Source organism: Bacteroidota bacterium, assembly GCA_030706745.1.
In the GTDB taxonomy this organism is placed as follows: domain Bacteria; phylum Bacteroidota; class Ignavibacteria; order Palsa-1295; family Palsa-1295; genus PALSA-1295.
Window position 1 is genome coordinate 116,681 of the sequence record JAUZNX010000004.1, and the last position, 14,631, is coordinate 131,311.

At 54.6% G+C, this 14,631-nt stretch carries 13 protein-coding genes; 3 read left to right on the top strand and 10 right to left on the bottom strand.

Going from position 1 to position 14,631, the window contains the following annotated elements; all coding sequences use genetic code 11:
• Nucleotides 1-9: 9 nt before the first annotated feature.
• Together cas1 and Q8902_06815 are read right to left on the bottom strand one after the other, a co-directional pair.
• Entirely contained in the window at nucleotides 10-993 is a 984-nt protein-coding gene (gene cas1, locus Q8902_06810) for a type II CRISPR-associated endonuclease Cas1 (GenBank protein MDP4199263.1), read from the bottom strand.
• Nucleotides 990-4,364 carry an HNH endonuclease domain-containing protein gene (locus tag Q8902_06815; protein ID MDP4199264.1) on the bottom strand — a complete coding sequence of 1,125 codons (3,375 nt, stop codon included), beginning with the start codon at nucleotides 4,362-4,364 and terminating at the stop codon, nucleotides 990-992. Before Q8902_06815 ends, cas1 begins: the two co-directional genes overlap by 4 nt.
• A gap of 390 nt (nucleotides 4,365-4,754) precedes the next feature.
• Between Q8902_06815 and cdaA the strand changes: the two genes are divergently transcribed.
• Nucleotides 4,755-5,597, top strand: coding sequence for a diadenylate cyclase CdaA (gene cdaA / locus Q8902_06820; protein ID MDP4199265.1), 843 nt, complete (start codon nucleotides 4,755-4,757; stop codon nucleotides 5,595-5,597).
• Here the strand turns inward: cdaA and Q8902_06825 are convergent, their stop codons facing one another.
• The 8 genes from Q8902_06825 to dinB form a co-directional block, all read right to left on the bottom strand.
• Entirely contained in the window at nucleotides 5,598-6,005 is a 408-nt protein-coding gene (locus Q8902_06825; protein ID MDP4199266.1) for a hypothetical protein, read from the bottom strand.
• A 24-nt stretch (nucleotides 6,006-6,029) separates the two neighbouring features.
• Nucleotides 6,030-7,319, bottom strand: coding sequence for an NADH dehydrogenase (quinone) subunit D (gene nuoD / locus Q8902_06830; protein ID MDP4199267.1), 1,290 nt, complete (start codon nucleotides 7,317-7,319; stop codon nucleotides 6,030-6,032).
• Between the two features lie 10 nt (nucleotides 7,320-7,329).
• Nucleotides 7,330-7,842 carry an NADH-quinone oxidoreductase subunit C gene (locus Q8902_06835; GenBank protein MDP4199268.1) on the bottom strand — a complete coding sequence of 171 codons (513 nt, stop codon included), beginning with the start codon at nucleotides 7,840-7,842 and terminating at the stop codon, nucleotides 7,330-7,332.
• A 9-nt stretch (nucleotides 7,843-7,851) separates the two neighbouring features.
• A complete protein-coding gene (locus tag Q8902_06840) occupies nucleotides 7,852-8,445 on the bottom strand; it encodes an NADH-quinone oxidoreductase subunit B family protein (GenBank protein MDP4199269.1) in 594 nt (197 codons plus the stop codon).
• A gap of 6 nt (nucleotides 8,446-8,451) precedes the next feature.
• On the bottom strand, nucleotides 8,452-8,808 hold the full coding sequence (gene ndhC, locus Q8902_06845; protein ID MDP4199270.1) for an NADH-quinone oxidoreductase subunit A: 357 nt from the start codon (nucleotides 8,806-8,808) through the stop codon (nucleotides 8,452-8,454).
• Nucleotides 8,809-8,888: 80 nt separating this feature from the next.
• Nucleotides 8,889-11,993 carry a DNA polymerase III subunit alpha gene (locus Q8902_06850; protein MDP4199271.1) on the bottom strand — a complete coding sequence of 1,035 codons (3,105 nt, stop codon included), beginning with the start codon at nucleotides 11,991-11,993 and terminating at the stop codon, nucleotides 8,889-8,891.
• Nucleotides 11,994-11,995: 2 nt separating this feature from the next.
• Nucleotides 11,996-12,697: a DUF72 domain-containing protein gene (locus Q8902_06855; protein MDP4199272.1), complete on the bottom strand. Its 702-nt coding sequence runs from the start codon at nucleotides 12,695-12,697 to the stop codon at nucleotides 11,996-11,998.
• A complete protein-coding gene (gene dinB, locus Q8902_06860; protein MDP4199273.1) occupies nucleotides 12,694-13,911 on the bottom strand; it encodes a DNA polymerase IV in 1,218 nt (405 codons plus the stop codon). The genes Q8902_06855 and dinB overlap by 4 nt, the downstream gene beginning before the upstream one ends.
• Nucleotides 13,912-13,925: 14 nt before the next feature.
• Here dinB and Q8902_06865 point away from each other — a divergent pair, with 14 nt between their 5' ends.
• Together Q8902_06865 and Q8902_06870 are read left to right on the top strand one after the other, a co-directional pair.
• Nucleotides 13,926-14,279, top strand: coding sequence for a hypothetical protein (locus Q8902_06865; protein ID MDP4199274.1), 354 nt, complete (start codon nucleotides 13,926-13,928; stop codon nucleotides 14,277-14,279).
• Entirely contained in the window at nucleotides 14,263-14,532 is a 270-nt protein-coding gene (locus tag Q8902_06870; protein MDP4199275.1) for a type II toxin-antitoxin system mRNA interferase toxin, RelE/StbE family, read from the top strand. The genes Q8902_06865 and Q8902_06870 overlap by 17 nt, the downstream gene beginning before the upstream one ends.
• Nucleotides 14,533-14,631: the final 99 nt, after the last annotated feature.

Here is a 14,631-nt window from a genome sequence, read left to right on the forward strand (position 1 = left end):
GACCACCCTCTAACCCCCTCCTTGAAAAGGAGGGGGAAACTTCCAATTATGTAAGAGTTGCGGATTATTTGGTTCGGTCCCAAACGGAAATTCAGGATAGAGAATCTTGCGGCGCTCGCCTAAAAAACAAAACGCGAGCGAGGCCGCCGTGCGCTGCATCGCCACGTGGAGCGGCCGACGTTTGCCAGCCATCACCACATCGAGTGTCGCAAGGGAAAGAAGCTGCTGCTTGATCGACTTCGATAGCTCCGTGAAGTCCTCACCATTCCGTACGATTTCGAGCACGATCGCATCCAGGAACGGACGGTAAGGTTCCATAATGTCGTCCGCCAACGGATACGCGTTGTATTTATTGCGGTGGTGAATCCCCAATGTCGGAAGCATCCCACTGGCAACCAGCGCCTGGGCCGTCATGGAGCGCAGCACCGCATAGCCGTAATTGAGAAGGTTATTCGGGGGATCGCCGTCCCGGTCGCGCCGGAAGTTTAGCTCTGCCGGAAAAAGATTCGCCCAATAAAAGACCGCCGCGCGGCCTTCGATGTTTGCCGTATCGCCCGAACGAACTTCGGATGCCCACTTCAGCATGTTCTCCGATGGCGTGCCCGAGATAGCGAGCAGTGATGCCTGATTTCGGACTTTGAAGTCGATCGTTTGCGCCCACAACTGCTTTCGCAATGGTTTCGGGGACCGAAGCTGATACTTAAATCGCTCCGGCTGCACGCCGCTGCCGGCCAATGGCAGAAACATCCCGCAGGGCATGTGACGGTCATCGCAACTCACGACCGCCACGTTCGCTGCCATGAGATCGCGCAGGAGCGGTTGCGTGATCGTGATCTGCCAGTGGTCCAGCAAGATGCAGCCGATGTCCTCGATCGGAACACACGTCGTCTCGTCGTGCTCGTCCTCTTCGGTAAGCCGACGCTCGACGACAAGTTGATTGTCTTTCGTCGAGAGGTATGCGGCGTTGCCGAAGTAAAGTGTGCGGCGGATCATGGAACTTGCTTGATGTTGCCGAGAATACCTAACTCGACTTTTACGGCTCGAATTGAATTAGGAGAGACCTGGAAGAAATTCACGTTCCGATCTTTATCCTCAAACTTGCTTATGTTATGCCTATCGAGATAGATAATCCCATTGACGTCAAATTTCCGTACGGTGCATAACCTCTGGAAAAGATTGACTTGATTATTCCAGTCGATTTCGTCCGGGGAGTCTTTGAATGTGACAACCGTATCCTTTTGCATGAGCAATAGCCAAAGCGATAGACCGTTCTTCTCGGCAGGCGCCACGGCCTTGCCAGTCCTTGCGCGCTCAGCAGCCATGAAGAAGGGGATCGTGTCGTATGCCCGCTTCTTTGCTTGTGGTTCTCCATAGATGGCCATGCAATAATTCGAACCCGAATCCACAAAGAGCTTTGGGTTCTCTTTCGGCCGAAGCTGAATAAGATTCGTAGCCGGTTCAGTCACTCGGACCGAATGGACGGGAATCCGTTTCTTGCCGTCCTTGCTGGTCAAGAACATTGGCTGCTGCATCGCTTCCTTGATCTTCGCTTCACCACCGTAGCGTTCGATGTGGTCTTTCACAACTTGTCGAAGAGCCAGATCGACGATCTTCTCGATCTGCTTCATCTTGTCGAGCGAAGCCAGTGGCTTGCGAATGACGTACTCCAATTGGCCCGTGTGTGAGTTCATTATCTGGCCGAAGACAGACTCGGCATGGAGCGCACCCCGGATAGCAACGCTCCGTTGAATTGTCTGCGCCCCGGATTTGGGATGAGAATAGCGGTACTTGTTATTCTTCGATGTGAGAAGCCGCTTCTCATTTCGGTATGAGATGAGCATCCCCGAAAGAAAAGCTTCCAAGTCCCGGCGATGGTCGTGATACGGGCCGGGTATGCCTCCGGCGGAAATTTCGCCGGTCGCAGGATTCGCATATTGCAGACTGAGTGGATCGTGCTCATCCGCTTCCACAGACACGCCCAATCCGGCCGCACGTACCAGCTCCCGCCCAGCAGGAGTATGGAGCATTTCTAATAAATTATCACTGAGTCGCCGATGAGGATCGAAGGCGCTTGCCTGGCTCAGCAAATTAATCCACCAGTTGTCTGTGTTTGCGATGACAAATGCATCGACCGCGTGATGCCGGTGGTCGTTGCGGCTCTTTTCATTATCGCCATCGGTGTTAAGGATTGTGTTGAGGCCCCAGAACCGCCGCAGTATGGACGTTACCTGGCCATCGGTCGCGCGAACGTCCCTGCACACTCGGCGGAGGACATCCCGTGTGGCGCGTGCGATCATCGCGGTGCTTTCGATGCTCCCAGGTCTGAATTCCTCGAATTCCTCTTGCAGCATCCGCTCTTGCTTTATATGGGGCAAGGTCTTTATCCTCTCCTTGAACTGACGCACTGCCTCGGCACCCTGCTTTTCAAAAAACTTGATCGGTGTATCGTTGCCTTTCTTCGCATTGAACTCTCGTTCGCACAGCGTCTTATTCCGGAACGAGTTATCGAACGACTTGCTATACGGGACAATATGCTCGATCTCTATCTCCGCGCTGAAGAGCTGGCCGAGCGTGATAGTCTTTCCTGTGTATGGCGAGATCCTTCCGCATTCAAGCCAGAGTTCGTATTTCTGTTTGTCTGATGGCCTAACCTTCTTGACGAATTTTGCGAACTCCTCGATATCGATGGAAGCGTTTATCCTTCGGAGATCCTCCTGTGCGAACTCCATCTCCAGCCACAGCTCAAATTTCGTAATTTGACTGCGCGAAATATCAGCCCATTGCATCCTTCGTTTGAGAAACTCTCTATATTCTTCGCGCTGCCTGTCCTTATCCTGATTGTTTCGCCGCATCTTTTCGCGGACCTCCTTGGGCATCCGCATCGAGCGTGCGAACTCGATCCGGATTTGATCGGGCCGTCCCTCTTCCTGGATGATTGCGTTTACCAGCGCGACGGTTTCGCTGACAGCGCGCATGACCATTGGATTGCGTAACTGCTCGATCTCATCATTCGGCTTGCGAACGATCTTGTCTTCCATAGCGCGTTCCTTGCCTTGCGTCTCTTCATCGAACGAATGGTGGTAGCCAGCGGCCTTGCTGGCTTCGGAATAGTCGAGACCGTCTCTTAGGAACGGCAGCATCTTCTCGATCGCTTTGTGGCTGATGCGCGAATAGTCCGGTTCAAGCGAGATTTCGCCGAAGGCTTCGGCAGCCTCATCGGATAGCCCGATATTCCTCTTACCCCACTTCGCAAGCCAACTCTCATCCGGCGCGAAATAGAGCACGTGCCAAATATGGTCTCTCTTCGCTTCCGGGAGTGCCTGCCATGCCTCGGCTCCAATTGCCTTGATGATATTCGACGCCGTGGTATTTCCCTTGATCTTGTCGATGTCATTGAAATACGCGGCCCGAGAGAGCTTAAGATGCGCCTTCGCTTTGGGGACGGTGAGCAAATCCGTCTCGGCAAGGACGGAGGCAAGCGTCTTTTTTTCATCGAGTGTCAGCGAACCCAGGTGACGTGTGGCATCTGTTACACGTATACGGCTCAGCGTTTCCCAAATGCGAAATTCCTGGAATCGCAACGAGCTTCTGGGAGCGACTCTCTTGCTTGGTTCGAACCGACACTTACCCACTCGACCCTTTTGCGATTTGAGCGGCCGCTGATAGTAGATGCACCGTTCTTTGATTTCGCGCCGGCGTTCTTCAGTCAAAAGGTCTGGATAAAATCGTGCCTGCGATTTCCAGATCGCGTCGAATTCTTCTTCGTACATCGAACGATGCACAAAACGTTTTCTTATCCGCTCAATCGGCTCATCGGGATTGTGCCAGTTCTCCTTTGTCTCGTTCGCGTCGTACAGCGAGAAGTAATATTCCCCGAGAGTTCGGAAGCCGAGATCGTGGACCTTCTGCTTCAACTCCGACATCTGAAGTTTGATACCTGTTTCATCGTCTCCATCCTTGGGAGCGGCCTTGCGATTGCTCTTGAAGCCTCGCCGCTGATTCAGGTGGAGCAGGACACGACCAATCTCTTTGAGCTCGAGTTTCTGGTCGAGCCCCCGAACTCGAAGTCCGTAAAGTGCTTGTGCCGATGGCATTTCGAGCCGGTCGGGTAGCATATTGAGTTCGAGCAGTATTCGCCGAAGCTGTTTGCGCCGCAACTTGTATCGATCGTAACCGCGCCGGATGCCGCGAGCGGTCCTTCGTGCGGCATTCTTCGATTCCTCCGTGGCACTCTTCGCGAACTTATCCTCCTGTACGCCGACAGGAAAGATCCGGACGCCGGAGCGGATGATGCGGGACTTATCTTCCATAAGACACCAGCCGATTGAGGTTGTGCCGATGTCGAGACCTAGGGTTCGAGCCATGAGATGCTCCTTTCTTACTCCAAAACTACGAAAACTTTCGTATATTTGTAGACAATCTGAAAGCTCATCATAGTAAAGATGATTCTACAGGCTTCGGCCTTGGCCCTGGTTCGTCCGGGGCTTTTCTTTTTTTCTCATATTTGTTCGCCCGGCTCTTGACATTGCACTTTCGGCGCCGTATATTAGATAGTGGGATCACGGGCACCCATTGCTCATTGAAAGCAGAGGCGATTTTGCGCGAAGGGAGTGGGCGTTCATTAAATGACAATTCAAAAGAGAGAATTAAAGTATTACTTTAACTTCGGGCACCTATTTCTTATTGAAGGAGAGTGATGAAGCACAAACGCGCGGCACGAGTGAAGACGTGGCAAGGTTCATGATGACCAACTGATGGACCTATTTCGTATCGGCATTCTAAACGTCACTTGGGTGGATGTCATCGACATCCTGCTCGTGGCGTTTCTCTTCTATCGGCTGTACGTCGCGATGCGCGGGACGATTGCGGCGCAGATCTTTTTGGGTCTGTTGCTGGTCATCGCCGGCTCACTGGTTGCGCGCGCGGCGGATATGAAGGCGCTCTCCTGGTTGCTCAAAACGCTGACGGACATTTGGGTCATCGCGCTCATCGTTCTGTTCCAGCCGGAGCTTCGGCGATTGCTGCTGTTCCTTGGCCGCAATCCAGTGGTGAAATTCTTTATCCGGTTTGACGTGAAGGAGTATGCCGCGCTGATCGTCGGTGCGCTGGAAGAACTCAAACAACGGGGTGAGGGCGCGCTTATTATTGTTATTCGCACGACGGACATCAAGCTGTTCGTTGATACCGGCTTGCCGATCCGCGCGCTGGTTTCAAAGGAGTTGCTCGTTTCGATCTTCAATCGGAAGAGCCCGCTCCATGATGGTGCTGTGGTCATCAAGGACCGCTACATTGAAGCAGCCCGTTGCACGCTGCCACTGACATCGGTCGAGAAGGTCGGCAACAGGATGTTGGGTACCCGACACCGGGCGGCGCTCGGGATTTCGGAGCAAGCGGATGTTGTGTCGCTCGTTTTGAGCGAGGAGACTGGCGAGTTCGCGATTGCGCAAGCTGGGCGGCTTTATACAGGACTTACGGCCGAGGAGATGCAGACGCGTCTCTCCCAGGCGATTACGACTGCAAGTTCCACGAAGGCAGCGCCAGCGGAGTTCTCGAATCGAGACTACGCACTCGAAGCACGGGAGGCATTCGACCGGTAGCTACGCCGCTTGTGCCTTTGGCTTTCGCAGTTTGCCAACGAGCATTGAGACGAGTCCCGAGATCAACCCAAAGAATGCGCCGAATATCGGGCCCATGTATATCATCGCCAATGCTCCCGTGCCCCAGGGCGCGTTCGCAAATTGCTTTGCTTCGTCCATGTGATTGGCAAGATAGGTATCGTGCAATGCTGCATGGATGAGTCCGATCCAGACGCCGCTCACAACACTCACACAGAAGGCGTGGAGAAAATACTTACCCTTCGGGACGCGGCTTGTAATGACCCAGGCGTTGAACGCAAAGATCACGAGCCAAACGAGCGGCTCGATGGTCGAAGGAATCACGCTGACGGTGAGAACGGCCATCGCCACGCCGATCAAGGACAAAAGAAAAATGAGCTTCCAGTTCATCGAAGACTCCACTCTTGAAATTACTTACTTATCCGCTTCACCCATAATCGGATCGATCGAGCCGATGATAGCGACGATGTCGGAGATCATGGCGCCTTCGAGCAGGCGGGAAAGTCCCTGCAAATTGACGAAGCTTGGGCTACGGATTTTACTGCGCCACGGGAAGCCGGTGCCGTTCGAGACCAGATACCAGCCCAACTCACCCTTTGCGGCTTCGATGCCATTGTATGCTTCGCCAATGGGTGCCGCCTGGCCGAAGTTCACCAGCATGAAATCGTTGATCAAGTCTTCCATCTTTGAATAGACCTGACCCTTGCGTGGGAGGACTTTCTTCACGTCGCGGGCAAAGTAATCGCCCTTCGGAAGTTTATCGAGACATTGCCGGACGATCTTCGCGGACTCTGCAATTTCATAAAAGCGGCACCAGTAGCGCGCAAGTACATCGGACTCGGTGCGTGTAATGACATCGAAATCGAGTTCGCTATACACCAGATACGGATTGTCGCGTCGAAGATCGATGGGCAGACCAGCAGCGCGAATGTTCGGGCCGGTCCAACCAAGATCGAGAGCCTCATCCTGTGGCATAACGCCAATGCCGCTGGTCCGCTCGAGAAAGATCCTGTTCTTGTTGAGCATTGCGCCGATGTCCTTCATCGCATCGGGCAAGCCTTCCAGGAATGCGTTGATCATTCGAATGGAGTCCTCACCGATGTCCTGCGCCATTCCACCAATGCGCATATAACTCACCGTGAAGCGGACGCCTGTGAGCACATCGAAAATATCGTAGAGCTTCTCGCGCTCACGCAACGCCCACACAAAAACCGTGAGTGCGCCAACATCCATCGCGAGCGCGCCGAGCGCCATGAGGTGCGAGGAGATGCGGGCTAATTCGCAGCAGATTACGCGCGTGTATTGTGCGCGCTTCGGAAGCTCGATCTTCATCAGCTTCTCCACCGCCATGACATAGGCCACATTGTTCGCGACGGGCGAAATATAATCGAGTCGGTCCGTGTGCGGGATGAACTCGTGATACGTCATATTCTCCGCGAGCTTTTCATAGCCACGGTGAAGGTAACCGAGTTCGCTTTCGGCACTAACAACGGTCTCGCCATCCAAACGGAGCAGCACGCGGAGTACGCCATGCGTTGCCGGATGCTGTGGGCCCATGTTGAGGACCATCTCGTTTTCGAGCGAGTCCTCATCCTGCGAGACCGTCGTGTCCTTCGACATCAACGTTTCGAGAATGCGCTGGCGCGGCGGTACTTCCTGGAAGGCTGGTTGCTCGATTCGTACTTCTTCGTCGATGAGAGCCATAAAAATCTGATTATTCTCCTCGGTTCGCTACATCGAATCTGGGGTCGGCATCCTCATGGTGTGGCAGCGGGATTGAGCCCGGAATGCCCATGAGCGGAAAGTCCTTGCGCAACGGATGATATTCGAAATCTTCCGGCATGTACATGCGGCGCAAGTCGGGGTGATTGTCGAAGATCACACCGAACATGTCGTAAGTCTCGCGCTCATTCCAGTTGCAGCCCTCCCAAACGGAGCAGAGCGAGGGCACGTGCGGATCGCGCTCCTCGCAACGGACCTTGAGAAAGATGCGCTGCTTGGTCTTGGGATTGCGGATATTGTAGGAGACTTCGAACCGCTCCTTCTTCTCCATTCGGTCGTGACCGAATGCGTCCATCAAATGGAGGAATCCGAACTCATGCTTCAATCGCTTCGCGACATCGAGAATGCGTTCGCGTGAAACAATGGCGCCTTCGTCGCCGGCAATATCGACGTGGACGAAATTCAGGGAGGCGTCGGTCTCTTTGAGTTGCTCGAAGCTAAACATGCTGGGGTCTTAGACAGTAATAATCTTGCGCTCGCCGTGCTTGGCTGGCATCGCCCATGTGGCCGGACCTTCGATGACCGGGATCGGAATCTCGATCGGTTGCTGATTCGAAGCAGAGTCGATAATAGTGCCGCGCTTGAAAGGACGGTCGTGCTTGATTTCGTCCTGGATCATCATCAATCCTTTTAGGAGTGAATCCGGTCGCGGCGGGCAGCCGACGACGTAGACATCGACAGGCAAAAACTGATTGATGCCCTGTACGACAGAGTAGGTCCGATAGATTCCGCCCGATACCGTGCAGACACCCATCGCAATTACCCACTTTGGCCCTGGCATTTGATCGTAAATCTTTCGTACGACCTTCGACATTTTGTAGGTCACTGTGCCGGCCACGATCAGAAGATCGGCCTGACGTGGCGAGAACCGGAATACTTCCGAGCCAAAGCGCGACACATCGTAGCGCGGCCCGGCGAAGTGCATCATTTCGATTGCACAGCAGGAAATGCCCAGCGGCATCGGCCATACCGCATTACGCCGCGCCCAGTTTACAAGATCATCGATCTTGCTGGTTATGAATCCTTCCGATTGCAGTTCTTCGATCATAAGTCGCTAGTCCCATTCCAGCGCGCCTTTTTTCAGGATATAGATGTATCCTACGAAAAGTAGCGCGATAAAGATAAACATCTCCCAGAGGGCAAAGGCTCCTAATTTGCTGAACGTGACGGCCCACGGATAGAGAAAGACAAGCTCGATGTCGAAGATGATGAAGAGCATTCCGACCACGTAATACTTGATCGAAACGCGCTCCCGCGTCGTGCCGACCGGGATCATGCCCGATTCGTACGTCGAGAGTTTCTGGAAGTTAGGCCGGCGCGGGCCGATCCAACGACTGAGAGTGACCATCATCACGCCGAATCCTATGGCGATGATGAGCATGAGGGCTATCGGAATGTAGTTCTGAAGCATGGTTTCACGTTAATCTTATACAAAAATACGACATATTGGGGGCTCGCGACCGATACTGGTATTCTCCAGTCCCTCGCTCCTTAGTCCAGGAACTCCAATTTCTCGATCGCGTGTGCTTCCAGTGTGGCAACATTATAGCTTTCGGCGACTTTGCCGGCGATCCGCACAGCTTCCGCCGTGGAGAGTTGCGTGTAATATTGGCGGTACTGCTCGGGCCAGACGACTACGTCCATCATGCCGCTCTTGTCTGAGAGATTCAGCATCAGCATTAGTTCGCCGCGCTTCGTGCGAACGGCCTTTGTCGCGGCCTTTGCGCCCACAACCGTTACGCGCTTGCCGATATGCCGAGCGAGATCGCTGGCGCGCACCGTACCCTCCGCATACTGCTTAAGGAAATCGCATGGATGATTCGTCACGGAATATCCGAATGTGTTGCGTTCCAACCGGAATTGATAGAGTGGATCGTAATCGCTCAGGTGCTGAAGTGAAATGTGAGAAAGATCATCCGCAAATCCAAGTCCGGGCTGGCCGCTAAGCTTGTGCAAGTGAGAAGTCCCAAGCATCGCGGCTCGAAATCTAACCAGCATCTCGACTCGCCTTGTCCCGAAAGAATCGCACGCTCCGAGCGTGACCAAGAGCGCGCCGTCTTCCATCGTGACACCGCTCCGAATGGCAAAGTCTTCGATAGAAGTGAATGGCGCTCCCGCGCGCGCCGCAAGCAATCGCTCACGTGACGCGCTCGATAAATCACTAAAGGCGACAAAGCCAAGCCGGATGCTTCGCTCATCATCGACTGTATGCTCATAGTGGCTCAGGTTCACATCGGGAAGCTTAACGGTAATACCGAGCAACCGCGCTTCATTGAGATACTCCTGATGCCGGTAGAACCCACCTTGATTGTTCAGCACCGAGCAGAGAAACTCCGCCGGATGATAGACTTTGAGCCACGCCTCCTGAAACGAAAGCACCGCGTAGCTGGCCGAGTGCGCCTTGCAAAACGAATAGCCCGAGAACGAGATAATCTGTCGCCAGATCTCCTGCGCAATGGCATCATGAACGCCTTTTGATTTACAGCCATCCAGGAAACGGTCTTTGAGATCGGTCATCCGCTCGTGCGAGCGGGTCTTCCCGCTCATGGCGCGACGCATGAGATCGGCTTCGCCATACGAGAGTCCCGCAACGTCATGCGCAACCGTCAACACATCTTCCTGATAGACCATGACGCCATACGTCTCCGGCATGAGCCGCGCAAGAATTGGATCGGCACGGTTGCGCCTCGCCGGGTCACGATGCCGCGCGATGAATTCCTGCATCATGCCGGACTGCGCGACGCCGGGACGAATGACGGAGGAAGCGGCGGTGAGATTCTCAAATGTATCGGTTCGAAGCTTCCGCAGCAGTCCGATCATCGCGGGACTTTCGATGTAAAAGCAGCCGCGTGTTTTTCCAGTGCGGATCAGTTCTTTCGTTTGCTCGTCCGCGAATGCCACGTTCTCATTCTCGACGGGAGGCCGAGTGCCGGTGCGTCCTTCGACAAGCCGCATCGTATCCCAATAGGTACCAAGCCCACGCGTGGCGAGAATATCGAGCTTGATGAGTTTCCAATCGTCGGCGGAATACATGTCCTGCTGCGTGATTGGCACGCCGATGGGCGCCATTTGCACTGGCGTGTAATGGGTCATCGCTCTGTCGGCGATGAGCAGCCCACCCGCATGGACCGAGAGATTTCGAGGAAAGCTCTCAATGCGCGCGGCACATTGCATCCACTGCTTGATATCCGCCGGCCGGTTGCCTTCGTTGAGAGCGCTCGAGCGCGACGCGACCTTGCCTTCGACATAGATCGTCCGAATGTGCGTCATCTGCTCGTTGATCTCGGCTTCAGTAAAGCCGAACGCCTTGCCGGTCTCGCGCACTGCGCCACGATCGCGGTAACACTGAACTGTACACAACATGGCTGCTCGGGATTGACCGATGCTTCTGTTCTGGCCGAATGTATCGATCATATAGTGGATGACCTCGTAGCGGTCCTTCCACGAAAAGTCAATATCGAAATCGGGTGGCATGGACCGCTCCGGATTCAGGAAGCGCTCGAAGCGAAGATGATTGCGGACGGGATCGACATTCGAGATTTCCAGACAATAGGCAATGAGTGAATTCGCGCCGGAGCCGCGGCCCAGATATGGGAAGTTCTTCCGCTTCGCGAACTGGATCATGTCCCAGACGGCCAGGTAGTAGTCTGTCGCTCGCAATTCGATGATCGTTGCCAATTCCTGCTCGAAGCGCGCGTGGTGCTCGGCTGTGGGACGGTCGAACCGCTTGCGGAAGCCGGCTTCCGCAAGCGCATGAAGAAATATCGCAGAGTCTTCAACCGGATACTTCGTGAATTTTGAGTAGCTGAAATCAAATTCGACGTTGCACGACTCTGCAATCTTCTGCGCATTGGCAAATGCGTCTTCGCCAACGTCCGAGAGAAGAGCGCGAAGTTCATGCTCGTTTGTAAATCGTTGGCTTTCCGCACCGACTTCCCACTCCGGCACGGTGTTGAGCGTGGTGTTACTGCCGATCGTGCGCAGGAGCTTATGCAGTGCGTGGTCCTCGCGTTTGGCAAAAAGAATGTCGTTCGTTGCGACGACTGGCAGCCGATATTGCCGATAGATAGTTCGAAGCTTCTTCCACTGCTTCCGCTCGTGCGGAGCAAGCTCCATGAAGAGGTTGCCTATTTTCATCTGTGGTGCAAGTTGCTCCAGGAGTGTGCTGCTCGATGATAGCATCACAATATCTTCCGAGCGATCGTGCAAGAATGGCGCGAGTGGCTTATACTCCAAGTCCTCTTCCTGAATCTCGACCTGTCCGGGTTCTTCGCTTTCGAGCGTGAGCTTTGGTTTGGTTTGTGGGATGGCTTCGAGAACTGCGGTGACCGTCTCGCAAATTTCCCGGTAGCCATCGGCATTTCGGGCGAGCAGCGTCGCTGTTTCGTGCCGCGTGCGAAGTTCGACACCAATAATCGGTTTGATGCCATGCTTTTTTGTGGCGATATAGAACTCCACGGCGCCGGAGAGATTGTTCGTGTCGGTCTGCGCGATAGCAGTCATGCCGGCAGTTGCAGCAAGCTCGGCCAGCGCTTCCGACGGGATCGTGCCGCGGCTAAACGAGTACCAGGAATGCGTGTGCAGGTGCGTGAACATGATTACTTCGAGAGGATGGATGCCAGCGTGACGGCGTTGTCCATCGCCGATGGTGCTGGATGTGTCGCGAGGATCGCTGTGACGGTGTCGGATGATTCTCGTAGTGTGCGAATTCGTTGCGCGATGACAGCAAGTTCCGCGTTGGTATAGCGATAGGCAAATCGCTCGCTGGCGAGATGCTCGAACCAGTGACGCTTATCGCGGCCCAGCAGCCGGAGTATCGCATGCTTTCCGCTCGCGTGAATGTCCTTGATGATGCCGGGCAATTCGGGTGCATCGTGCTGCACGACCGGAATCCTCTTGCCGCGCAGGACTTGCTCCGCCCGCGCCCACGAATGATGTTCGAACTCCAGGAAACACCGGAGCGGATACACATTCTCAACAATGTCGCACAATACGTCAAGCTGTGCTGCATCGTATTCACTCGTTCTTTCCAATGAGAGCATGAGCGTATCACGTCCCGGCCGTAGCGCGTTGATAAACACTGTCCACGCGGGCTGCGTAATGTATCGCTGCTCCGAATCCAGATCGTCCATCGTGATACGCCACACGGAGTGCCGCGGCAGCTTCCGTACGTGGCGAATTACCGATGCTTCCGGCAGACTCATGATTGGGAATGAGAATTCTATCGCGCTGATGCATGACGATGTTCCCGCTGTTTGTGGGCCATGTGCTCCTACTCCGATGGAGATGCCGTTGTTCATGCTGCGACGCCGTGAGGTGTGATGACATGCATGCGCGGCGCACTGGCGCCAGCGAAGCCGATAATGCGCTTGCCATATTTTTCACGGAGAGAATCGATCGCGGAGTAGAGCGGATCGACGTCGTGCTCTTCTTCGAAAAGAAATTGCTGTTCCAGGTCTTCTAAAAATGTATTCGCCTCGAGTCCCAACAATCGGACTCGCACGCGGCGCGTCCAGAGCGCGCGAAAGAGCTTCTCCGCCAGACGATAGATCGACTGGTCCTGATTGGTCCACGAGCAGGTCAGCGTTTTGGTCACCGTGGTAAAATCCGAATAACGGAGCTTGAGTGTGAGCTTGCTCGTCAGCAGCTTCGCCTTTCGCAGATCGCTGGCGAGCGCCGACGAGAGCGAGAGAAGAATCGAGTACAGCTTCTGCACGTCGATCGTGTCCTCGCCAAAGGTCTGCTCGCGCGAGTAGCTTTTTTGCTCGTGGGTCGGACGCACCGGCGAGTGATCGATCCCTTGCGCTCGCTCGTGAAGGTTATTGCCCGCCTTGCGGCCAAAGAACCGTGAGAGAATCGGCACCGGAGTCTCCGCAAGCTGACCGATGCGCCGCACGCCGAGTTGCAGCAACTTCGTTTCGTTGACTTCGCCGACGCCCGGGAGCGCGCGAATGTTGAACGGCGAAAGAAACAACGCCTCTTCTCCATCGGCAACTCTGAAATGTCGTGCATCGCCTTTCTTCGCAACTTCGGTCGTTGCGACTTTCGCGATAAGCTTATTTGTCGCCAGGCCGCACGAAAGCGGAAGCTGTGTCTCGCCACTGACCGTCTTCCGAATCTCCTGCGCCCAGCGATATGTATCGCCTTTCAACCGCTCGGTCAGTGAGAGATCGAGATAGAACTCATCGACGCTCGACGTTTCGCAGATCGGCGCGAGATCGGTCAGGATTTCGCGGACGAGCTTCGAATACTCGGCATAGTGAATGTAATTGCCGTGAAGGAATACGGCCTGCGGGCACAGCCGGTAGGCCCGACGGATCGGCTGCGCCGAATGTACGCCGAATGCCCGCGCCTCGTAGTTGCAACCGGCCACGACGCCGCGCCCGAACGGATTGCCGCCCACGATCACCGGACGCTTTGCCAGCGCTGGATCGAGCAGCCGCTCCACCGATACGAAGAAGGTATCGAGGTCGAGATGAAGGATGTTGTGTCTGAAAGAATTATAGGTGCCCATAAACCCACTGACTAATGTACGACAAAAATCGGGCAGGCCATAAAAATCCACTGGGCACCTTTTCTCCCGCGCAGGGCTTCGCGAAGCCGATGGAACCGCTTCCAGGCCAATATTATTATCAGTATAAGATGGACAGAGAAACCAGCATGACATTCTCGGATTTAGTGGAGGAGGTTCGGCACCGGTCGGTTGAACAGAAGGTGGAACTCGAGCATCTTCTGAAGCGCGATCTCATCGAAGCGCGAAGAAAGGAGATCTATGAGAATCATCTGCAAGCCGTCGAGGAAGCGAAGAGCGGCAAGCGTGTGCCGACATCCGACGTGAGCGAGTTCATGCGCCGGCTCGACGAAAATGGTCCGGATCGTTGAGAGTAGCGGCTTTATTCGCGCATACGCAAAGCTGGTCCGGCGGCGTCCCGAGCTGCGCGAAAAATTGCAAGAGAAGTTAGAAGTCTTCGTTAAGAATCCATTCGATCCATCGCTCGACACGCACAAGCTTTCCGGGCATTTGAAGGACTCAATGGCCTTCAGTCTGACCCGAAAGCTCCGAGTCGTGTTTTCCTTCGTCAAACCAGATCTCGTCACGCTCGAGGACATTGGCAACCATGACGACGTGTATTAGCCGGGCCGCGCGCCGATTCGCACGGTCACATGTCCATGCTCCCGAAGCGACTCATCGCACTCTCGGTTCTAGCGCCTGTGTTTTGTAGCGCACGCTTTA

What these genes read in the sequence shown, in the direction of transcription:
- Q8902_06840 (MDP4199269.1), bottom strand. Translation starts at nt 8,445, where the DNA reads ATGATCGAAGAACTGCAATCGGAAGGATTCATAACCAGCAAGATCGAT.
- cas1 (MDP4199263.1), bottom strand. Translation starts at nt 993, where the DNA reads ATGATCCGCCGCACACTTTACTTCGGCAACGCCGCATACCTCTCGACG.
- Q8902_06815 (MDP4199264.1), bottom strand. Translation starts at nt 4,364, where the DNA reads ATGGCTCGAACCCTAGGTCTCGACATCGGCACAACCTCAATCGGCTGG.
- Q8902_06835 (MDP4199268.1), bottom strand. Translation starts at nt 7,842, where the DNA reads ATGTTTAGCTTCGAGCAACTCAAAGAGACCGACGCCTCCCTGAATTTC.
- nuoD (MDP4199267.1), bottom strand. Translation starts at nt 7,319, where the DNA reads ATGGCTCTCATCGACGAAGAAGTACGAATCGAGCAACCAGCCTTCCAG.
- ndhC (MDP4199270.1), bottom strand. Translation starts at nt 8,808, where the DNA reads ATGCTTCAGAACTACATTCCGATAGCCCTCATGCTCATCATCGCCATA.
- cdaA (MDP4199265.1), top strand. Translation starts at nt 4,755, where the DNA reads ATGGACCTATTTCGTATCGGCATTCTAAACGTCACTTGGGTGGATGTC.
- Q8902_06855 (MDP4199272.1), bottom strand. Translation starts at nt 12,697, where the DNA reads ATGAACAACGGCATCTCCATCGGAGTAGGAGCACATGGCCCACAAACA.
- Q8902_06870 (MDP4199275.1), top strand. Translation starts at nt 14,263, where the DNA reads ATGGTCCGGATCGTTGAGAGTAGCGGCTTTATTCGCGCATACGCAAAG.
- Q8902_06865 (MDP4199274.1), top strand. Translation starts at nt 13,926, where the DNA reads ATGTACGACAAAAATCGGGCAGGCCATAAAAATCCACTGGGCACCTTT.
- Q8902_06825 (MDP4199266.1), bottom strand. Translation starts at nt 6,005, where the DNA reads ATGAACTGGAAGCTCATTTTTCTTTTGTCCTTGATCGGCGTGGCGATG.
- Q8902_06850 (MDP4199271.1), bottom strand. Translation starts at nt 11,993, where the DNA reads ATGTTCACGCACCTGCACACGCATTCCTGGTACTCGTTTAGCCGCGGC.
- dinB (MDP4199273.1), bottom strand. Translation starts at nt 13,911, where the DNA reads ATGGGCACCTATAATTCTTTCAGACACAACATCCTTCATCTCGACCTC.